Consider the following 19,866-nt stretch of genomic DNA (forward strand, 5'->3'; position numbering starts at 1 on the left):
TTTCATAAAGTTGCTTGAACTTTAAAAATGTAACTTATTATTCAGGAAACTTCAACTACAAAAGATAATTTTGAAGGTGGTTCTGTTGCAAAAATAAAGAGAATAAATTGCATACATCCCTAACAGAATTGTATTTTATCGTTTTCTGACAGAATCCCCCTTCCTTAAGGGTGTGAAGTGTACTTTCAAAATAAGGACATATCATTTATCATCATTTCAATTTATTAAAACGGGCATATACAATATGTTATGATGATTAATTTTTTGAGTTTCGTTGCTGATTTATCTCCTTCTAAATAAATACATTTTCAAAAAAATAACCCCGCTCTTCATTTAAGACGGGGTTACACTTATACAGAAAATCGGATAGTTTCATATTTTCTTAAGCTTATTGGTCACTTTCAACTAATTTCATTATATTTTTGTTTTCTTCTGAATCAATATGAATCAACCGTTTCCCCTGTTTATAATACGTATCAATAAATAGGGAATAATTTTTACTTTTCAATTTCACAAAGCAATTTTATTTCTTTAATTTGTGAAATATGACGCTGTTCATGCAAATAGATCAGTTCTATCCACTGATCAAGGGGCAATTCTCCAAGAGCTGGATGCATCACTGATTTTTTCGCTAATACAGACTCATCTTCTATTGTACTCAGGAAATGCATCAATTCTTTTCTTGATTTGCTTAGCATATTGAGCATTTGCTGCACTTCAAATGGTTCTATACTCGGTTCAATCATTTCTGGAGCTATAAACTTTTTCGTTCTATCTAATAATATAGTGTGAATTTCTTTACGCTCATTTTGGGCACTATCTAACTTTTTTAATCCTGACAAAATAACTGTTATCACTCTCTCATCTAATAAAACTAAATGATGACAAACTTGTGCAATACTCCATTTATCCTTTTCTGGTTTCCTATTAAATTGAGTATCACTCAACAAAGAAATTTCCTCAACTAATTGATTTCTCGTTTCATAAAACTTGTTATTTACAAATTTGTCCATGCGGATTCTCCTTTCATTGCAACTTACATACTTAAATTTCTACGCTAAAAATATTATTTTCGAAAAAAGATTTTCTTTCACTACTATTCCAATTTCATTTTAAAGCCACAAATGAAGTTATTTGTTTTTTTTGGTATGTTTTTAATTGGCACAAATAAATCAACCTTTAACTTTCCTTCTAGATCTTCAGCAACATTATTTAAGCAAAACTCTAAATTATCTCTATCATAATCTGCATCATACTCACTATTTGGTAGCCACTCCGCATACATGTATTGATACGCTTCACTTAATTTATAAGGTTCATCATAAAACTGGTATAGACCATATGTACCTCCATCTAATCTTTTAAATTGCACATCATGATACTTTGCTTTATCGAAGTTTTCAGGAATCGTAACACATGCATCATGCCGGCACTTATGACTTGCAACAAGTTCAGGATTATCTAATGATATTCCGATAAATGATTGCTCTGGTGGATACAGTTTATTTTCAATTGACCAGTTCAGTAACTTTCCCCAATGATCTTGCGGTTCAAAGTAGCTACCAGTTCGTCTTATATACGCTACTTCTAATGGTGGTAATTTTTTTATAACAACTTTCATTTACATCTTCTCCTCTATAAATACGTACACTGTTTATTTAGCTTTCTTTAATATTTATTCCTTCTTAAACAAAAAGAATTTTCTAATCACATAAAGTGAAACTTTAATCAGCGATGGTTTTGTTCATCCCCACTGATTATTAGTTGAACCAATTGGGCTACCAGTTAATGCGGGATAAACTTTAATTGATAACATGTATAACAATCTTGAATAATAATCTCCTATCAATTTATCATTAAATAAATGTAAAAAATGGCCCTATTTATTCATTTTTAATGCGTATGTATGTACATTTGTTAATTTATTCGATATATTATGGGTATTGAATGATTACGTAAAGTGTAAAGGTCGCTTATATAACACCTTATATTTTTATATCCGTGAAAACTACAAAGTGTATGAAAATCCATTTGTCAAATGAATTTAGTGCGGAAGGAGGTTTGTGGTTACTTCATAGGGTATAATAATCAGTTTTTTACTGATAAAAATATAGGAGGCGACATAATGTTTCGTACGATTTCAAATTTCATGAGAGTAGCTGAGATAAGAAGGAAAATCCTTTTTACACTAGCGATGTTAATCGTTTTTCGAATTGGCACGTTTATTCCAGTTCCTCATACTAACGCAGAGGTATTAAAAGTACAAGATCAAGCTAACGTTCTAGGTATGTTAAACGTATTTGGTGGAGGAGCATTGCAACATTTCTCAATCTTTGCTGTAGGTATTACACCATATATTACAGCTTCCATCATAGTACAATTACTACAAATGGATGTTATACCTAAGTTTTCGGAATGGGCAAAGCAAGGAGAAATGGGCCGTAAGAAATCAGCTCAATTCACTCGATACTTTACAAACATTCTCGCATTCATACAGGCCATCGGAATGTCTTATGGCTTTAATAATATAGCAGGTGGACAATTAATAACAGATCAAAGCTGGACTACATACTTATTTATTGCGACAGTTTTAACTGCAGGTACTGCATTTTTACTTTGGTTAGGCGAACAAATTACCGCTAACGGAGTTGGTAATGGTATTTCGATGATTATCTTCGCAGGTCTCGTTGCCGCGATTCCAAATGTTGCAAATCAAATTTATTTACAACAATTCCAAAATGCTGGCGATCAGCTATTTATGCACATAATAAAAATTGTTTTAATTGGACTCGTAATTTTAGCGATAGTTGTTGGTGTTATTTACATTCAACAAGCTGTACGTAAAATACCGATCCAATATGCAAAAGCTGTTTCAGGAAACAATCAATATCAAGGAGCAAAAAACACTCATTTACCGCTTAAAGTAAATAGTGCTGGTGTTATACCAGTTATCTTTGCTTCTGCATTTTTAATGACGCCGCGTACAATTGCGCAGCTCTTCCCTGATTCAAGCGTATCAAAATGGTTAGTTGCAAATCTTGATTTCGCACATCCAATTGGAATGACACTTTATGTCGGTCTTATCGTTGCTTTCACATACTTCTACGCATTTATTCAAGTAAATCCTGAACAAATGGCTGAGAATTTGAAAAAGCAAAATGGATATGTTCCTGGTATTCGTCCTGGTAAAGCAACTGAACAATATGTAACTAAAATTTTATACCGTTTAACATTTATTGGTGCAATTTTCTTAGGTGCAATTTCTATATTACCGCTCGTATTCACGAAAATTGCTACGTTACCACCTTCTGCTCAAATTGGTGGTACAAGCTTACTTATCATTGTCGGTGTAGCACTAGAAACTATGAAGACGTTAGAAAGCCAGCTTGTAAAACGTCATTATAAAGGCTTTATTAAAAAAGTGAATTAATTATAAAAAACACACTATATTTTAAAGACATAGTGTGTTTTTTATTTTATATAAATATCGCCATTAATTCTCGATTTTAAAATCCTTATTATTGTGCATGTAAAATACCTTGAAGTACAACTTCTAATCCCCAGCGGAACCTTTCTTCTCCACCAGACAACATATCATCTTTTAAGCTTACAATCATCGGATACTTTACTACATCTAATGTTTCGTACGAAGCACGAATTGCGTCAAGTGTAGTTCCCTTTTCTTTACGTGCTGTTTGTTCAAAGGCGACTGAAGCAGCATATAACAGTAGAATATCTACTCCCCATGCTGATGATTTCGCATTTACTCCTCCTAGGTGTAATTGGTGCAAAATCTGTTCGGTAAGAGCTAACGAATTTGGTCCAATTGGAATTGTCATTAAAGCCAATTCTGCCATTCCAGGGGAATTGAACAAAATTCTGAAATATGAATATACAAGTTCAAATAATTCTTTTTTCCATGTTTCATTTTTGACATCTATTTCTTCAATCTTTCCTAGACCATAATCTAATACAAACGCTCTTAATTCATCAGCATTTTTAACATAAACATATAAAGAAGATGGTCCTGTATCTAGCACTTTTGCAATTTTTCTCATACTAAGACCTGATATTCCTTCAGACTCCAGGAGGTTATATGCGGTTTTCACAATGATTTCTTTACTCAATGGTTCTTTTGCTGGTCGCGAACGACGGCTATTCGTTGTATTTGTTTTCTCTTCCATAGTTCTCCTTCATTACATCCAGTTTTATTGTTGTCCATGAAGTTGATTCATAAGATTGTACATTTTAATAGCAGCATCTTCTGAAAAACAAATTTCAAGGTTATCATTTGAGATAGCAGCAGATTGTGAAGAATAATCGTACATTTTTCCTTCATAAGTTTTGATTGCTTCGTTCAAATCGTCATACTTTACAATAGCTAGTGCAAGTTCTGCTGCATCACGCATAGCTAGGTTCACACCTTCTCCAGCAAATGGAGACATTAAATGAGCAGCATCACCAATTAAAGTAACACCAGGTGTACTATTCCAAGTTAGCCCCACAGGTAACATATAAATTCGTCTAGGAAAAATTGCACCATCTGCACATCTAATATAATTTTTAAGAGTTTCATCCCAGTCCTCAAAATATTGTAGAAGTTGACTCTTTGCTTCTTCTACATTTTCAAATGGAATCCCACAATTATCAAGCCATTCTTTATTAGTTCTAAAACTTAAGTATACTCGAATACTGTCATCTCCATTTAACTGTGCCAAAATACCTTTTTGATCCGAAAGTGCAAAGACTTTACCACGTCGATTAAACTCCGCTATTCCCGGATGATTTTCCGTGACATTTTGCAAATTCAATTCAATCATACTAATTCCAGTATATTGCGGTGCCGAATCTGTGACAAGTTGGCGAATTTGTGAAAAAGCACCATCTGCCGCTACAACTAAATCCACAATATCTACATGTCCATTTTCAAAATGAAGTTTATGCATACCATTTTCTAGAGAAACGGCTTTTATTAAATTATATCCCCAATGTATACATTCTGAATCAACAGAGTTTAAAAGCAACTCACGCAAAGTACCACGATCAATTTCAGGACGATCTCCGCCAGCTGAATCTGCTTCTTCATCTAAATATATTTTTCCACTTTTATCAAATAAGCGAAAATCTTCTCCCTCATATCTAGCAAATTCATAAAATTTCTCTAACAATCCTGCTTCTTTTAGCGCTTCTTGACCAGAATCATGATGGATATCTAATGAACCTCCTTGTTGACGACTCATTGGGGATGTTTCTCTTTCATACACCACACTTTTTAAACCATGTTGTTGTAATATACGAGCTAATGTTAATCCTCCTGGTCCAGCGCCTATAATGGCAATTCTTTTTTTCGTATTTTTCGTTCTTTCCATCATTAATCACACCTTACATGTTTTTGAATTACTTGTTCTATTTATAACACAACGAACACTGTTCGTAAAGTACAGTGTTCGTTATTATCCAGGAAAATTACGGTAACGGCTCCAATAAGAAAAACATGCTACAAATTAGTAATAGCATGTTTTTTGTGTCATCTATTTATTTAAGTTCTCAAAACACTTTAGTCGTTTCTATTTAAAGCTCCTTCTTTAATAGCTTCCCTTGCTTAAAATAAGCTCCAATTGTTGTACGGTTTGCTAAAAATACACCTATCAAAATGAAACAAGCCCCCATTCCCATTTTAGGATTTAAGGGTTCTCCTAATACGATATACCCTACGATAATTGCTATTAATGGTGATACATACAACCACGTCGATGGAAATACTGGGTTTGTTTTTGATAAGAGCCAGTAATATAATCCGTGTCCACCGATCGATCCGATAAATATGAGATATAAAATAGGCCATTGTACACTCCATGAAGTTAATACAGTTACATTTGGTTGTTCTACAATAATAGATGCGATTAGTAGTAAAATCCCTCCATAAAACATTTGAATTCCGTTAATAAGAAATGGTGATACATTTGATAAATCTGAAAGTATTTCTTTTGAACGAATAGAGCCTATTCCGTAAAATAACTCTCCTATAACTAAAACAATACAAGCAATACTCCATATGAAACTTACTTGTTGATGCATTCCTGGTAAAGAAACAAATATAACACCTATTAGTGCAATAACTAAAGCAACGAGTTGTTCCTTTTGTAATTTCTCCCTATTCCTCTTTGCTTGTATTAATAAAATCATCATTGGTCCCGTAGCAGAAAGAACAGCAGCTAATCCCGAAGAAATATATTGTTCTGACCAATATAAACTTGCGAATGTCATAAATGTTAAACAAAATCCAGCATACATAATGCGTTTTGAAAATATATGTGGCATAATTTCTTTTCGCTTGAATTTAAAAAGAATCATAAGGATTATGCCCGCTAAAAAGAAACGAATTCCTGCTGAAAACAACGGTGGCGCCCCTGCTTCAATTCCAATTTTTATCGTTAAAAATGTTGTCCCGAAAATAATACATACTAAAATGTAATTAAAAATGACCATTTTGCTTCCTCCTTTTTACTCTTAAAATGAGTATAGAGGCTATGGTGTATAACAGTGTATCGGTACATATAACAGTTACTTCAAGTTGTAGTTGATTCCCTATATATTTTTCGCTTTAATTAAGTTAAAAAGAAAAATAGGTGAACCTATGAAAATTGTATTGCGTAAAGAAACAAACATACCGTATTACAAGCAAATATATATGCAAATTGTTGACAGAATACAAAGTGGTATGCTTTCACATGGTGAATCTCTTCCTTCTTTACGTTGTATGGCCACAGATTTACAAATCAATGTATTAACAGTTCGTAAAGCGTATAAACAATTAGAAACGAAAGGGTATATACGCATCGAACAAGGAAAAGGTGCTTACATATATAAACGGGTAAAGAAAGATTTCAAACCAATTCCGTATAAATGGCAACAAACGAAAACGATTAATGTTATGCGTTCTCAATATGCAATGAATAAGCACCGTAAATATTATAATTTTTCACAAGCAATTCTGTATCCTCGTCTGTTACCAAATCCATTTTTGGCAGATGAAATGCATAAATCGCTGGATAAAAATCCGATGTTGTTAGCAACTTATGGGCCAGTTCAAGGCGATTATGAATTGCGAGTTGAAATAGCAAATTACTTAAATGAACACCAGAAATTAGTGACGGACCCATCTCAATTATTAATTACAAGCGGAGCACAACAAGCAATTGATTTAATTGCTCAAACATTATTAAAACCTGGAGATACTGTATTAGTAGAAAGTCCATGTTACAGTGCCGCGCTTGATGTTTTCATCAATAAAGGTGTTCAAATCATTCCCGTTTCTCTTGATAATCATGGAGTTCGCTCCGACTTAATTGATGATATTTGTCAAAGTAAAAATCCCGTTTTATTGTATACGAATCCGACCTTCCAAAACCCGACAGGTACAGTAATGAGTAAAGAACGAAGAATGGAACTTATAGAACTAGCGGAGCTATATCAATTTTTTATCATTGAAGATGATTCTTTCGGAGAAATATATTTTGAGGATGCTATAGTCCCGCCCCCAATCAAAAATTTTGATAAAGATGGTCACGTAATATATATAAAAGGATTTAGTAAAACGTTAGCACCAGGACTGCGTATCGCAGCACTTATTGCCGATGGCCCTATTTTTGAATGGCTATATGCAGTGAAAGGTTCAATGGATATCGGTAGTCCTTTATTAACACAAAAGGCACTTCTACCGTTTTTACGTGCAGAGCGTATGAAAAACCATTTAGAAAAATTACGTACAGCTTTACAAATGAGACGTGATTTAACAATTGATATATTATCGCCATTAAAAGAACTACACTTTGAAATACCAAATGGAGGTTTTAATTTATGGGTGACACTACCTGATTCGATAGATCCCTTTACCTTATTACAAAAAGCAAATGAAGTAGATGTCTCTTTTTTACCAGGAACAGCTTGTCTATTAAACTACGAAACAAATGATAACCAATTAAGAATTAGCTATTCAATGTTAAACGAGAAAGATATGGAAATTGGATTAGAGAAATTACATGATACAATACGAAAAAGTATTTGTTAGAAGCAATATCACATTAGCCAACAATAAATAATACCTGCAAATGAAAATGTATAGTATGGGATATTATTTATTGTTGAGCTTTTTCGTTATTCAAATCTAGTTACTCTATAAGCTGTAATCTTTATTATCATTCCACTTTAACTACAATCTTTCCTCTAACATGTTGTCCTTCACTCAAAATATGAGCTTCTCGAACTCCTGCTTCATTAAATGGCACCACTTTACTTATGATTGGTTTGATTTTTCCGTTTACAATTAAAGCTGATAATTCTTCTAATTGTTTTCCATTTGGTTTTAGCCATAAAAATCCTGATTTTATTCCTTCTACTTTTTGTAGTGGTTCATGAACAATGGAAATTAGAACACCACCAGGTTTAATAATTCGAAAACTTTTTTCTTGCACTTCGCCACCTATTGTATCTAACACAATATCAAAATCTGATACTAGTTCTTCAAATTTATCTTTTTTATAATCAATAACGAGATCCGCTCCTAAAGACTGTAAAAATTCTTTATTTTTTCTACTAGCAGTCGTTGCAACAAAAGCTCCAAATGATTTTGCGATTTGGATTGCCAAACTTCCAACGCCACCAGCTCCGGCATGAATGAATACACGGTCATTTTCTTTTATTTTTGCGTAATCTACAAGACTTTGCCACGCTGTAAGTCCTGCAAGAGGAATAGAAGCTGCTTCTTCGTAACTAATATTATTAGGCATATGTGATACTAAATCTAATTGTACTGCAATGAATTCAGCATAAGAGCCGCTTCCTATATTTTCAGGTTTCGTAAACACTTTATCTCCTATATTGAAACACTCTACATCTTCTCCAACTTCTTCAATAACTCCAGCTACATCTAATCCTAAAGTGATTGGAAATGAAAAGCGTAACTGTTCTTGTAAGTCACCTTTTCTTATTTTCCAATCAACTGGATTAACAGATGTTGCATGAATACGTATTAATACCTCATTATTCTTAACAACCGGTTTTAAAACTTGTCTTTCTTTTAATTCTTCAACACTGCCATATCGATCAATAACAATTGCTTTCATTTCCTCTCCTCCTTACTGTTTATTTTAATAACATACAATTATTTCTCAAAATTTTTTGCCTTGAATTACCATATACTTATTTTTGGGGGTAATTATGCAAAAAGCATTATAAAGTAAAACTTTAATCATTCCTCACCAATCGGGCTCTTACTGCCCGGCAAATAGCGGGATGAATTTCAAAAAGAATCTTACACACATCTTAGAATTATTCAAAACTGTATTATTAATTAAATTCAAAAGAAATGGGGCTAACTTTATGAGTGAAAAGATATTTAAAATAAACGGTATTGATATATGTACAGAAAGCTTCGGTAACTCTAATGATCCCGCTATTTTATTAATTATGGGAGCTACTTGTTCAATGATATATTGGGATGAAGAATTTTGTGAACAGTTGGCGAACACAGGAAAATTTGTTATTCGCTTTGATAATCGCGATGTTGGACGCTCTGTTACATATGAACCTGGCACTTCAAATTATTCAGTAACAGATATGGCTGAAGATGCAATCGGGGTATTAGACGCTTATCATATTGATAAAGCCCATTTTTTTGGTATGTCATTAGGTGGTATGATTGCTCAAATTGCCGCTGTAAAACATCCCGAAAGAATTTTGACGCTATCTTTACTAGCGACTAGTGTAATAGGATCTGATAATAATACTCGCGATTTACCCCCAATGGATGAAAGGATTTTAACACATCATGTAAAGAGCGCAAGTATTGATTGGACAAATAAAAATGATGTGGCAGAGTATTTAGTTTCAGGATCTCGTCTATTATGTGGATCAGAACGAATATTTGATGAAAATAGAGTTTATACACAAGTAAAACAAGAAATAGAACGCGCAAACAATTTATTAAGTATGTTTAATCACGCTTTACTTCAAGGTGATGATGCATATGAAGGTGTACTTCACTCCATACAAGCACCAACATTGGTTATTCATGGAACAGACGATACAGCACTCCCATTTGAACATGGCCTCGCACTAATTGATGAAATTCCAAGCTCAGTACTATTAACTCTTAAAGGGGCAGGTCATGAAAATCATCCAAATGATTGGGAAAGCATAATTACTGCGGTTTCTAAACATACATCTGAAATTTAGACAAACAAATAATTAACAGAAGGGGGCACAAATTGTATTGTGCCCCCTTCCATTTACAAACAAAAACCCATCACTGTATTCGTATGTATAGTGATGGGACTTCTTATATTTTTCTATGTTTAAAAAAATGGACAATCTAATTGATCAACAGATTCCCATAATTTTTTTTTTGCATTTTCGGTGGATGTATTTGCTTCTAGTGTCATGTTTTTAAAAGGGTTTACTTCGACTTTTAATAAGGATGAAGGCTCCACATATAATGAGAAAACATGGCTACTTGGTAAAGCTTTTGAAACGTCAATATCTCCTACTTGTTTAAATAATTGCTGCGCAGCAAAAAAGAAGAAATTAGTTGGATTTGATTGTTTATTCAGCCACGCAAGCATTTCAGGTGATACCGATTTATGAATATTGATTTTTACTCGATCACCACGTTTATATCGCCTAGATCGCATACTTCCACCAACTAACTTATCGTTAAGTTTGTAAATCCTAACTCTTTTTGCTTATGCTCTCTATATTTTGGCGAACAAGTATAAACTAATAATCCTCGTGCATTTGTAAATAACGGATTATCTACAAAGATTACATTTTTGAGTCGTCCTTTTTGCTTTAAAATCATTTTTAAACTGTTTTTAATAATTACTGCACCCCCGCCATAAATAAACACGTATGGATCGTCTTTCATATCATCAATTTTATTTATAATATCTGTTGCAACACGTGCTGCTAAACCTAATAGCGCTGGCTGTGATTCCTCAACTAATAAGGTATTTCTCGGATGCTTATCATTTAAATAAATTTGATTGAATTCTGTAATACTATCAATCGTCTTAGTTGGATACTTCCGGTTCCATCTCGTAATGATTTGTAGTAACGTCTCTTTTACACCATAAGATAAACCTTTACTTAGTTGCGGACGGAAATTTACCCCTAATGAAACGACTTCTTCTGTCGTCCCTGCACCAATATCAAAAGAGAGTAGAGTTTTATCTACAAAATCAATTTCAGAAACTTGATTTTGCTCACATTCTATTTTATGTTTCACAACATTTCCTTCTTCATCGTATACAATGCCCCACGTCCCAGAAGCACCCTCAGGCAGGCATTTACAATACTCAATTGAAACATTAATTGTCACATCGCGTCCGTTCGGATAATGGAAAATAACCTTATGATTTCCCATATAACGTTTTGCATTTTCAGCAGCTATTTCTTGTGTAATAAGCTGCATAGGAAGAGCGACAGATAAATCATATCGAATATTAATATGGCTAGAAGTTGGACTTTGACGCATAGCGCTTACCGCCAAACCTGATAGTATTGTAATAACCATTAACTCATCCGTTGACTTATTCGATTTCTTCTCTACCTCAGTACCTTTTAATTGATCTTGAATGACTTTTTCTCCAACGATGTATCGTACATTATTTAGCATTAACGATGGCGAACTTATAGTCACATCAATGTGGTTTTCTAATTCAGATAATGAAACATCTACCTCATCTAAGAGTCCTGTCGGCTCACCTATATATAAAGAATAAATACTCGGAATAAAAATAGGGTCTTGCCCTTTCACCATTAACTTCAAACCGTTGTTTCCTGCATCTGCACCAGCTTTTAAAAGTATAGACATAACTACCCCCTAAATTAATCTGACATCCCTTCCAAATATATGCGAGCCCATTCTTTTACATTCAAATGTATTGTAATTTTTTATTTATCATAAAACCAAAATATTACATACTTACATATTATATGTAAAAAGTATTTGACATGATACTTTTCCAATTTTATACTTATATTTGTAAAGAGTTTTTTACAATCGAGGGGGGCAATTATTTATTGAATACTAAAAAAACTATTTTTATAATCATTGTTTTAGCATTAATTGCAATACTAGTACATGGCACATATAAATACATCACTGAAGGTTCTATTTTGGGTGGTACGATTTTTGCTATCTCGTTAATACTTAGTAATTTAATTAATCACATTACTTGGGGAGATCCCCACGGTGTATCAGAAGAAAGTCAAGATGAAATGGGCCAACAAATTACATATAAAAGCTTTAAAATTGCGTATTTTGTGCTTGTAGTTGTAATGTTCCTTTTATTAATCTTCTCCGAAGGATTTTCTATGGGGGCTAATTTAGATGGCGTTAAAAACCTCCCTCTGTTCATCGCAATTTGCTCTTCATTCTTTATTTATCCTATTGTCGAACTCATAGTTGCAAAACAATATAAGTAAAAAGATGAGGTTTTCTACATGTAGAAAACCTCATCTTTTTATATTTACATACTCTCTACAATTGCTTTTAATTTATTCACAGTACGCCAATTCCTAACTGTAGCTGGTGTATGTAACTTCTGAAACTGGTTCATTAATTTAGAATTTCGAATGCTATTTTTGAAAAACAAATATGCAACCTTCTCATCTATATAGCAATCTTCAAGTTCACTTTTAAATGTAAGCAATTGACTACTTTCCTCTTCAGAAAGTACATTAGCTAAAAAAGCAACATGAACACTTTCTCCTTCTAACAATGAATGAACTTCATACGGACATTGTTTAATAATATTTATAAATTCACCATATGTTCTTAGCATGACTGGAACATCGAAATCAAATTCTTTTTTTAGTTCAGATTGTATTCGGTCCTTTAGAAAGTTTATACCTTCCTCAGATTCGAACACGATATTACCACTTTGTATATATGTTTTCACTTGTTTTAACCCTATTGATTCAAACACTCGTTTTAAATCAGCCATTTTGATTATTTTATGGCCACCGACATTGATTCCTCTTAGTAATGCAATATAAAGTGTCATATTATCCCCCCCACAGTAAAATGAACTTATCAATTGAATCGATTTTCCAACTCATATTTCTCGGATATTTGTTTTAATTCTTCTAACATATCATGAATAGATAATACCTCAAATAAAATAATAGATTCACTTAAAAAATGGTGATGATAATGATTTGGTTTATAATCTTTTAAATCATTTTTATAACTCCAAAATTGCTTATCTAATTCAGCAATAAGTTTGAAATGTTCCTCATCAATTTCATTACAATGGTTTCTCAATATAGCAATTATAGAATGAATTGTTCGTTGTAATATTTCTCTTTCACTTTGTGACCAGTCACAAGTCTCAATTGATACCCGAGCTAAATTATCTATATGGTAAATGATTTGCTGTAATATATGAAGTTGCTTCTGCATCATTAAAAAGCTTCTCATTTCCTTCTTTGTATGTTGATGATATTTCCAATCTTTCTGCTCATATTGAACAAATTGTATCGCCTTATGCAATAATACAGTCAATTTAGATAAATCCTGAGCAGTCTCCTTTTTCATACCTTTTCCTGCAACTAATGCATAAGAAATTGCTTGGTGACCTAGGAAAAATGTGAAAGTCATAGCATATGCCGATCCAATTGTTGAGGCCGGAAAGCGAATAAGTCCTTTTTTTATTGAGTCTGTTGCAGTTGGTTCAATTGTAACAATTGCTGTTATTACAGCAAAAATAGTTGGGATGTCGAAAAATTCACAAACTAACACTGTAAGAAAAACTGCAATCCCAGTTTTAATTACTCTTCCCCCAACGATATTCCATTTTCTATCTTGATTCATTTTTTATATCCTTCATTTCTATTTCATTTTATATACATATATTATATATTGTTAAAATAAAAAAACCTACTACATGAATATTCAAGAGTAAGTTTTCTATCTCATTATTTCATTATAGGTAAATGCATTATTATTTGTTGGCCAATTGGTCCCATTCTTCTAAAACCTTTATCTTCGAAGCCCACTTTTGCATATAAATTTTGTGCAGGAATATTTCTTTCATTCACAGCAAGTACAACTTCATTTTTTATTGGAAAATAGAATTTTACAAAATCTTCTAATAATAACAATGACTTTTTAGCGAATCCTTTTCTTTGTCTATTGTGATTAATAGAAAATGACGTTAAAAGTAAAGCATCCTCATTATCTGTGAATTCCTTTACTCTATCTCCCGTTTCCAATGCGAAAAGACCCACCGGTACCCCATTGTAATCTAAAATAACAATCACATTTTTTGTACGATCACTTTTTGCTTTTTCCAGTAATGCGCTTGGATCTGCTGTAAACTGAACTTGTTCACTTGGTAAAGTAAATGTTTGTATAAGTTCTTTATATTTCTCCTTATACGGAACTAATTGAATTTCCCCTATGTGTATGTTCATGCTAAACTCTCCCATTTTTTAGCTTATTAACTTATACCTTGCTGTGCTTTTGAATGCACTCTTCCATCTAAAAAGGTAATTTCAACAAATGAATTTGGATCGTTTCCTTTCCAAGCAAAAATTTGTTTAATTTGTGTAGAATGTTCTACCCCTTCTTCTATAAGTAAATCCCCTTCAAAACCAATTAAATCTTTCACTTCTGTATAAGTCATTCCTTCATTTATGTTCGAGAAATGATTTATATTGATAGATTCTTTTTGTTGCCTTTCCATCACAGTAGAAGAAGTTGCTGTTTGATTTTTCACTTCTTTTCTCTTTTCACACGCTGTCATACTGAAACCTAAGCATAAACTAAACAATATACATGCGCTTTTTTTCATCATAACAGTTGTCCCTCCCATCATAATTAAACCATATATTCCCTTAAAAATAAACTGAATATTTAATATTATACTTAAAAACCTCGCACAATTAAGTACGAGGCTAATTTCATTTATTCAAATGATTATTTGATTGATCATCCTGTTCTTTTCTTAACTCTTGTTCTTCATCTTTTGGTAATTGTTTATCATTATCTTTAATTGGATTCGTTTCTCGATTTTCAATCATATCATGTGGAACTTGTGGCATTACTCGTCCCACAATAGCCGCTAATTCATCTAGTATACCTTCACCTGTTTTTCCTTTTTTAATTTGCTTTCCGATTTGTTTGAGGCGTTCATACGTATCAACATCTGCTACAACGACTGCATTAGCACCGTCAGGGTCATTTTTTAAACTTTCTGCAACAGAATATTTAATTGATTCAACACGAGTTCGATCAAGTTTTGCTTTTACGTCTATACCTACAATAGCATATTTTCCAACAACGACCGCTGTCGCATCATTCACACCTGGCACACTTGCTGCTAAAGATGCTAAATGATCTGCCGCTTTTTCATTTGGCTTATTGGATTTATTCGTATAATTAACATTTTTCATTGAAACATTTTTTTGTTCCGGCTTTTCGTTTGGGTTTTCTTTTGTTCCAATACTGCATCCAGTTATAACGAAGCAAAGCATTAATATATATATTAGAGTTTTCATTATTTTCACCACTTCACTTTTAAGGTTTAATCATAAATTTTTTCAACAGCTTGCATTTTCTTTACCTTTTCCTCGACCCCGCTATTAGCATTAATGAATATTTGGTACGTATCTTTTCCTAAAGTACCTACAAATTCATAGCAAAGTACTTCATTATGCAAATCATTAACTACTACAGCTTTACGTTCTTCCATTACTTTTACATCCGGATTGATTTTCTTTCTTGCTTCTGCTGCAGTTAGCTTTGCCGATGGAACTGTTCGTTTTTGATGTGACGCTAAATATTCTTTTGCGGAGAACCCTACGATAGAACCGTCATCTAAAGCAATTTTCATTTGGATTGCTTCTGGATAAATTCGTACTCCATTTTCATTTACTACATACGTAAATACACCAACATTATCATATTGTGAGCTATCATAAAGCTCCATATTATTAAACTTATGGTCCTTTAAAAATTTTAAACCTTTACTACCTGCATCGTTTAAACTAACTTTCTGTTCTTTAATTTCGCGGTTATTCATAACCCAAATTGGATATCCGCCTTTTCCGGTAATATCCATATAGAACTCATTGTTCGTTGCTTCATCTTTAATTTTCACACTATAGAAGGATTCTTTCGCACCTTTTCCACTTTTCTCTACATCTACTTTTTCATTTCCTTTTAAATTCAAAAACGATTTGGCAATTTTCGCCGCTTCATCTTTAGAAATTGCCTTTCCTTCCGCTTCAAATCCGCCTTTTTTATTTTTTTGCGCACTTGTAAAGGTCGGTCCGAAGTTTGTAGAAGAATATGATGTTACGTTTTTCTCTACAGTTTTCAATCCATCAATAATTGTGTTATCTGCTGGATCACGATTTGATGCAAGTGCCATTTCTACATCCATCCAGCGTAAATTATTTTTCAAAACAAGATGTTGTACTTTTCTTAGCTCATCTTGTATATTTCCTGCATTTGAATATAAAGTTTGTAGCGTTTTATATTCTTGCTCATTTAACGGCTCTTTTTCTAAATCACGAATGGCTGCACGGTAACTGAAATCACCGATATTCGCTAAAAATTCTTCCGTTTTATTAAATGGCATTAATGTTAAAGGAAGTTGTCCTACATCTGAGCGAGCTTCAGATGTTAAACGCCATACATCCGCTAATGCAGGTGATAAAGATGATCGTGAATTCATCGCAAGTGTTGTGCCAATTTTATCGTGTAATAAATCGACTTCGTATGCTAAATCATGGAATGCACGTTGATAGCTATTTTCCGCTCGAATTAAAACCGCATTTTTCTCTTGGTGCTCTTTATAGCCCCAATAGCCTGTTCCTACTACACCGACTGTTAATAATACAATGATAATACCTCGTAACATTGTCCCACCTCCGCTCTATTTACAGAAAATATGTTTACCGATTTTTTTAATTTGTGGACGAGTCCAAATCCATTTACTAGTCGCAGTATCTGGATTGAAATAATATAAAGCATTTCCTGTTGGATCCCATCCGTTAATCGCATCTAAAACTGCTTTTTTTGCTGTTTCATTTGGCGTTAAATATATTTGTCCATCGGCTACTGCTGTAAATGCTCTAGGCTCAAAGATTACACCTGAAACAGTATTTGGGAATGACGCACTTGTAACACGATTCAAAATAACGGCAGCTACCGCAACTTGTCCTAAATACGGTTCACCACGTGATTCTCCGTATACTGCGTTTGCCATAAGCTGAATATCATTTTGAGAATAACCGTTCGGAACATTTGTCCCTTTATTTTGAGGTGGTTTATTCTCTTGTGCAGTTCCGCCGCTATTTCCTTTATTCGTTGTTGTCCCTTTATTAGCAGTTGACTTGTCATACTTCGTTGCCTTCACGAGCATTTGCTTCGTTTTAGCTCCAGCTAAACCATCAACGGGTAATCCGAATTTCTCTTGAAAATTCCGAAGTGCCCAGTATGTACCCCATCCGAAAACACCATCCACTTTTCCCGTATAAAATCCGTTATATTTCAAACGAGATTGCAGTTCAATGACATCTTCGCCAGATGCTCCTCTTTGAATAACTTGATTAGAAAAAGCTTCTACATTCTTTAGTTGTATACTACTGACCATTAAAGACAGTCCTATGAACGCAAGTAAAACTGCTATTTTAAAAATAGCTTTTTGGCGCATAATTTTCCCTCCTTAATTACGGAAATGATTTCTTGGTTATGTTTTGTAAAAGCCTCGCTTTTATGTAAAGAAGACAAAAAAATCCAAACTAATATCGTTGAAAAAATATGTAAACAATATAAAAAAAGGATGAAAGGAGTTCATCATGAAGAAATCGTTAAAACGTGTCGCACTCGTCATTCTGTTCCTAACAACATGTTCAAATATATATACAGGCTCATCAATTGTTCATGCGCAGCCGCCGTATGCCAAATGGGGTAAACTTGCCGTAGAAAAGACGAAAGAACAATACCCAAAAGCAGAAATTATTGACTATCTTCATATAGGTAGAAAACCAAAAACAGTTCAAATAACTGTTGAAAAATTTAAATTGTGGTTACGTGAAGATGGAAAAGAATATGGTGTTTTTGTTGATGTAGAATTTGAAACGAAGACGGAGAAATTTATAAAGTTGTCGTTTCAGAAGACGAGTAGATAAAGTGAAACTTTAATCAGCCCTCACCAATCGGGCTGCCCGTTAATGGGGGATAAAATGAAACCCCACTGTTAAAAATGGAAACAGTGGGGTTCCTTGCATTTCTAAAATTTTTCCCTAAAGTTTCGATTCCCTAAAAATCTTACCAATATACAAATAGCGCCAATTACTACAGCTATCCCTATGCTATATAAAAGTACTTTACCATATCCACCTATTCTCGGATCTAAAAACGGATATGGATACCAATTCACGATTGGACCACGTATTAAGCTATATACAACGTAAAAACACGGGAATAAGAGCCAACTTGCAGCTTGTTTCCAAGTGATTTTCTTAATAGGTGGATTTAAAATCCAATCTAAAAGCATTGCAATCGGCATGATATAATGTAGCACAGTATTTACCCATGGTATTGCCGTTTGAAGTGACTCTTCTAACCCTCTTAGTAACAAAAAATAAACGAGTCCTGTCGTAAGTATGTATACCGTTGCCGCACCACGAAGTATACTAAACTGTTCTGAGCGACCAAATGTAGCTGTTCCGATACTGCTTAAAAGGAGAATACATGCAACTAAAATGTTACTTTCAATGGTGAAGAAACTAAAAAAGTTAACTGGATTAAACGGCTTCACTTGTGCCCTAATTATGAATTGCGTAACAATGGCGCTACACACTAGAAGACTTAAACATAATCTAAATAAAGATAAAATTTTTTCATCCTTCATACATTCCCTCCTTTTCTTATATATAATTAGAATTTCCCTGTACATGCTCAATAAATAGTTTTAATGGAACAAGCCCACGTTTTGGCATATGACTACTTATAATTGCTACTATTTCTAACTGAGGAATGATAACGATGTATTGTCCGCCGTATCCCATAGCAAAATATATACAATACGGTATGTGAAATCTTCCGTTATGTAATACCCACCAGTGATATCCATATGCACCGACATGTTCATATGTTTCAAATAGAGCCCTACTTGACTCTTCTAACCATTTCGCTGATACAATTTCTTTTTCATTCCAATATCCATTTTGCAAACATAACTTTCCTAATTTTAATAAATCGGTAGATTTCATTTTCATACCGAAGCCGCCGACATATATACCTTGCGGATCTTGTTGCCACTCGTATTCGTTAATTTCTAATGGATCAAATAAATATTTCTTTGCAAACCGCTCTGTCGACATTCCAGTAGCTTCTTGAATAATATAGCTCAGTAAATGAGAAGAACCTGAATTATAATTCATTTTTGTAGCGGGTTCTTCAATTATTGGCTTTTCTAATATGTACTGCACCCAGTTCTCTGATTCTACAAAGTCATTTGGGAATACTACTCCATTTCCAAACTCTTTCCAATCCTCACCAGTAGTCATTGTTAATAAGTGATAAAGCGTCAAATCATGTTTTTCTCCAGGTACATTTTCAATCCACTCTGTAATCGGTGTATGTATATCATTTATATAGCTCTTATCAAGAGCAATACCAATTAATAAAGATACAATACTTTTTGTAATCGAATTTATTTTATATAAGTTATTTGCACATTCAGGTGTTTTATAGTACTCAGTTGTTAATTCCCCTTTTTGATAAACAAGAAATGTATTCACTTTTTTCTTTTCGAATTTATTTTCTAGTTGCTTGAAATCCAAAAA

At 33.3% G+C, this 19,866-nt stretch carries 22 protein-coding genes; 5 read left to right on the plus strand and 17 right to left on the minus strand.

Annotated features, from left to right (window positions below; all coding sequences use genetic code 11):
* Positions 1-497 precede the first annotated feature (497 nt).
* The gene (locus tag ACUXVC_RS13740) at positions 498-1,013 is read right to left on the minus strand and encodes a DinB family protein (RefSeq protein WP_023522123.1); all 516 of its coding nucleotides are present in this window, start codon (positions 1,011-1,013) and stop codon (positions 498-500) included.
* A gap of 83 nt (positions 1,014-1,096) precedes the next feature.
* Entirely contained in the window at positions 1,097-1,621 is a 525-nt protein-coding gene (locus tag ACUXVC_RS13745; RefSeq protein ID WP_098976491.1) for an AraC family transcriptional regulator, read from the minus strand.
* Positions 1,622-2,125: 504 nt separating this feature from the next.
* On the opposite strand from ACUXVC_RS13745, the gene secY reads away from it, so the two are divergent.
* Positions 2,126-3,430: a preprotein translocase subunit SecY gene (gene secY, locus ACUXVC_RS13750; protein ID WP_446025706.1), complete on the plus strand. Its 1,305-nt coding sequence runs from the start codon at positions 2,126-2,128 to the stop codon at positions 3,428-3,430.
* Between the two features lie 88 nt (positions 3,431-3,518).
* Here the strand turns inward: secY and ACUXVC_RS13755 are convergent, their stop codons facing one another.
* The 3 genes from ACUXVC_RS13755 to ACUXVC_RS13765 form a co-directional block, all read right to left on the minus strand.
* Positions 3,519-4,184: a TetR/AcrR family transcriptional regulator gene (locus tag ACUXVC_RS13755; RefSeq protein ID WP_016081346.1), complete on the minus strand. Its 666-nt coding sequence runs from the start codon at positions 4,182-4,184 to the stop codon at positions 3,519-3,521.
* A gap of 24 nt (positions 4,185-4,208) precedes the next feature.
* Positions 4,209-5,372: an FAD-dependent oxidoreductase gene (locus ACUXVC_RS13760; protein ID WP_075718771.1), complete on the minus strand. Its 1,164-nt coding sequence runs from the start codon at positions 5,370-5,372 to the stop codon at positions 4,209-4,211.
* A 199-nt stretch (positions 5,373-5,571) separates the two neighbouring features.
* Positions 5,572-6,489 carry a DMT family transporter gene (locus tag ACUXVC_RS13765; protein WP_089171197.1) on the minus strand — a complete coding sequence of 306 codons (918 nt, stop codon included), beginning with the start codon at positions 6,487-6,489 and terminating at the stop codon, positions 5,572-5,574.
* Positions 6,490-6,637: 148 nt separating this feature from the next.
* Here ACUXVC_RS13765 and pdxR point away from each other — a divergent pair, with 148 nt between their 5' ends.
* A complete protein-coding gene (pdxR, locus tag ACUXVC_RS13770; RefSeq protein WP_144465240.1) occupies positions 6,638-8,071 on the plus strand; it encodes a MocR-like pyridoxine biosynthesis transcription factor PdxR in 1,434 nt (477 codons plus the stop codon).
* A 127-nt stretch (positions 8,072-8,198) separates the two neighbouring features.
* On the opposite strand, the gene ACUXVC_RS13775 is transcribed toward pdxR, so the two are convergent.
* A complete protein-coding gene (locus tag ACUXVC_RS13775) occupies positions 8,199-9,125 on the minus strand; it encodes an NADP-dependent oxidoreductase (protein ID WP_095690755.1) in 927 nt (308 codons plus the stop codon).
* 256 nt (positions 9,126-9,381) lie between these two features.
* Between ACUXVC_RS13775 and ACUXVC_RS13780 the strand changes: the two genes are divergently transcribed.
* Positions 9,382-10,236, plus strand: coding sequence for an alpha/beta fold hydrolase (locus ACUXVC_RS13780; RefSeq protein ID WP_095690754.1), 855 nt, complete (start codon positions 9,382-9,384; stop codon positions 10,234-10,236).
* Positions 10,237-10,355: 119 nt separating this feature from the next.
* Here the strand turns inward: ACUXVC_RS13780 and ACUXVC_RS13785 are convergent, their stop codons facing one another.
* Positions 10,356-10,691 carry a hypothetical protein gene (locus ACUXVC_RS13785; protein ID WP_001257761.1) on the minus strand — a complete coding sequence of 112 codons (336 nt, stop codon included), beginning with the start codon at positions 10,689-10,691 and terminating at the stop codon, positions 10,356-10,358.
* An 11-nt stretch (positions 10,692-10,702) separates the two neighbouring features.
* Entirely contained in the window at positions 10,703-11,872 is a 1,170-nt protein-coding gene (locus tag ACUXVC_RS13790) for a ParM/StbA family protein (RefSeq protein ID WP_000025622.1), read from the minus strand.
* A gap of 209 nt (positions 11,873-12,081) precedes the next feature.
* Here ACUXVC_RS13790 and ACUXVC_RS13795 point away from each other — a divergent pair, with 209 nt between their 5' ends.
* Positions 12,082-12,486 (plus strand): hypothetical protein, encoded by a 405-nt coding sequence (locus ACUXVC_RS13795; protein WP_001093141.1) that lies wholly within the window; start codon positions 12,082-12,084, stop codon positions 12,484-12,486.
* 44 nt (positions 12,487-12,530) lie between these two features.
* On the opposite strand, the gene ACUXVC_RS13800 is transcribed toward ACUXVC_RS13795, so the two are convergent.
* The 7 genes from ACUXVC_RS13800 to sleB all read right to left on the minus strand — a co-directional run bounded on the left by ACUXVC_RS13800 (position 12,531) and on the right by sleB (position 17,726).
* The gene (locus ACUXVC_RS13800) at positions 12,531-13,067 is read right to left on the minus strand and encodes a DUF1697 domain-containing protein (protein ID WP_095690753.1); all 537 of its coding nucleotides are present in this window, start codon (positions 13,065-13,067) and stop codon (positions 12,531-12,533) included.
* A 29-nt stretch (positions 13,068-13,096) separates the two neighbouring features.
* Positions 13,097-13,876 carry an aromatic acid exporter family protein gene (locus tag ACUXVC_RS13805; RefSeq protein ID WP_446025707.1) on the minus strand — a complete coding sequence of 260 codons (780 nt, stop codon included), beginning with the start codon at positions 13,874-13,876 and terminating at the stop codon, positions 13,097-13,099.
* A 104-nt stretch (positions 13,877-13,980) separates the two neighbouring features.
* Positions 13,981-14,493, minus strand: coding sequence for a GNAT family N-acetyltransferase (locus ACUXVC_RS13810; RefSeq protein ID WP_144465242.1), 513 nt, complete (start codon positions 14,491-14,493; stop codon positions 13,981-13,983).
* Between the two features lie 11 nt (positions 14,494-14,504).
* Positions 14,505-14,861 carry a hypothetical protein gene (locus ACUXVC_RS13815; RefSeq protein ID WP_050843873.1) on the minus strand — a complete coding sequence of 119 codons (357 nt, stop codon included), beginning with the start codon at positions 14,859-14,861 and terminating at the stop codon, positions 14,505-14,507.
* Positions 14,862-14,967: 106 nt separating this feature from the next.
* On the minus strand, positions 14,968-15,564 hold the full coding sequence (locus ACUXVC_RS13820) for a YhcN/YlaJ family sporulation lipoprotein (protein WP_095690750.1): 597 nt from the start codon (positions 15,562-15,564) through the stop codon (positions 14,968-14,970).
* A 26-nt stretch (positions 15,565-15,590) separates the two neighbouring features.
* Positions 15,591-16,931, minus strand: a complete 1,341-nt coding sequence (gene ypeB, locus ACUXVC_RS13825; RefSeq protein WP_000943728.1) for a germination protein YpeB — start codon at positions 16,929-16,931, stop codon at positions 15,591-15,593.
* A 15-nt stretch (positions 16,932-16,946) separates the two neighbouring features.
* Positions 16,947-17,726, minus strand: coding sequence for a spore cortex-lytic enzyme (gene sleB / locus ACUXVC_RS13830; protein ID WP_001249053.1), 780 nt, complete (start codon positions 17,724-17,726; stop codon positions 16,947-16,949).
* Positions 17,727-17,871: 145 nt separating this feature from the next.
* On the opposite strand from sleB, the gene ACUXVC_RS13835 reads away from it, so the two are divergent.
* Positions 17,872-18,204: a DUF3889 domain-containing protein gene (locus tag ACUXVC_RS13835; protein WP_000749154.1), complete on the plus strand. Its 333-nt coding sequence runs from the start codon at positions 17,872-17,874 to the stop codon at positions 18,202-18,204.
* A 101-nt stretch (positions 18,205-18,305) separates the two neighbouring features.
* Here ACUXVC_RS13835 and ACUXVC_RS13840 read toward each other — a convergent pair whose 3' ends face one another.
* Both ACUXVC_RS13840 and ACUXVC_RS13845 read right to left on the minus strand, forming a co-directional pair.
* Complete coding sequence (locus ACUXVC_RS13840; protein WP_095690748.1) at positions 18,306-18,929, minus strand: Pr6Pr family membrane protein; 624 nt, start codon at positions 18,927-18,929, stop codon at positions 18,306-18,308.
* Between the two features lie 16 nt (positions 18,930-18,945).
* Entirely contained in the window at positions 18,946-19,863 is a 918-nt protein-coding gene (locus ACUXVC_RS13845; protein WP_029442518.1) for a serine hydrolase domain-containing protein, read from the minus strand.
* Between the last annotated feature and the right edge of the window lie 3 nt (positions 19,864-19,866).

This window comes from Bacillus sp. N6, from assembly GCF_052805735.1.

Excerpts from the sequence above, each read along its gene's own strand:
- ACUXVC_RS13740 (WP_023522123.1), bottom strand. The coding sequence starts at position 1,013 with ATGGACAAATTTGTAAATAACAAGTTTTATGAAACGAGAAATCAATTA.
- ACUXVC_RS13745 (WP_098976491.1), bottom strand. The coding sequence starts at position 1,621 with ATGAAAGTTGTTATAAAAAAATTACCACCATTAGAAGTAGCGTATATA.
- secY (WP_446025706.1), top strand. The coding sequence starts at position 2,126 with ATGTTTCGTACGATTTCAAATTTCATGAGAGTAGCTGAGATAAGAAGG.
- ACUXVC_RS13755 (WP_016081346.1), bottom strand. The coding sequence starts at position 4,184 with ATGGAAGAGAAAACAAATACAACGAATAGCCGTCGTTCGCGACCAGCA.
- ACUXVC_RS13760 (WP_075718771.1), bottom strand. The coding sequence starts at position 5,372 with ATGATGGAAAGAACGAAAAATACGAAAAAAAGAATTGCCATTATAGGC.
- ACUXVC_RS13765 (WP_089171197.1), bottom strand. The coding sequence starts at position 6,489 with ATGGTCATTTTTAATTACATTTTAGTATGTATTATTTTCGGGACAACA.
- pdxR (WP_144465240.1), top strand. The coding sequence starts at position 6,638 with ATGAAAATTGTATTGCGTAAAGAAACAAACATACCGTATTACAAGCAA.
- ACUXVC_RS13775 (WP_095690755.1), bottom strand. The coding sequence starts at position 9,125 with ATGAAAGCAATTGTTATTGATCGATATGGCAGTGTTGAAGAATTAAAA.
- ACUXVC_RS13780 (WP_095690754.1), top strand. The coding sequence starts at position 9,382 with ATGAGTGAAAAGATATTTAAAATAAACGGTATTGATATATGTACAGAA.
- ACUXVC_RS13785 (WP_001257761.1), bottom strand. The coding sequence starts at position 10,691 with ATGCGATCTAGGCGATATAAACGTGGTGATCGAGTAAAAATCAATATT.
- ACUXVC_RS13790 (WP_000025622.1), bottom strand. The coding sequence starts at position 11,872 with ATGTCTATACTTTTAAAAGCTGGTGCAGATGCAGGAAACAACGGTTTG.
- ACUXVC_RS13800 (WP_095690753.1), bottom strand. The coding sequence starts at position 13,067 with ATGACACTTTATATTGCATTACTAAGAGGAATCAATGTCGGTGGCCAT.
- ACUXVC_RS13805 (WP_446025707.1), bottom strand. The coding sequence starts at position 13,876 with ATGAATCAAGATAGAAAATGGAATATCGTTGGGGGAAGAGTAATTAAA.
- ACUXVC_RS13810 (WP_144465242.1), bottom strand. The coding sequence starts at position 14,493 with ATGGGAGAGTTTAGCATGAACATACACATAGGGGAAATTCAATTAGTT.
- ACUXVC_RS13815 (WP_050843873.1), bottom strand. The coding sequence starts at position 14,861 with ATGATGAAAAAAAGCGCATGTATATTGTTTAGTTTATGCTTAGGTTTC.
- ACUXVC_RS13820 (WP_095690750.1), bottom strand. The coding sequence starts at position 15,564 with ATGAAAACTCTAATATATATATTAATGCTTTGCTTCGTTATAACTGGA.
- ypeB (WP_000943728.1), bottom strand. The coding sequence starts at position 16,931 with ATGTTACGAGGTATTATCATTGTATTATTAACAGTCGGTGTAGTAGGA.
- sleB (WP_001249053.1), bottom strand. The coding sequence starts at position 17,726 with ATGCGCCAAAAAGCTATTTTTAAAATAGCAGTTTTACTTGCGTTCATA.
- ACUXVC_RS13835 (WP_000749154.1), top strand. The coding sequence starts at position 17,872 with ATGAAGAAATCGTTAAAACGTGTCGCACTCGTCATTCTGTTCCTAACA.
- ACUXVC_RS13840 (WP_095690748.1), bottom strand. The coding sequence starts at position 18,929 with ATGAAGGATGAAAAAATTTTATCTTTATTTAGATTATGTTTAAGTCTT.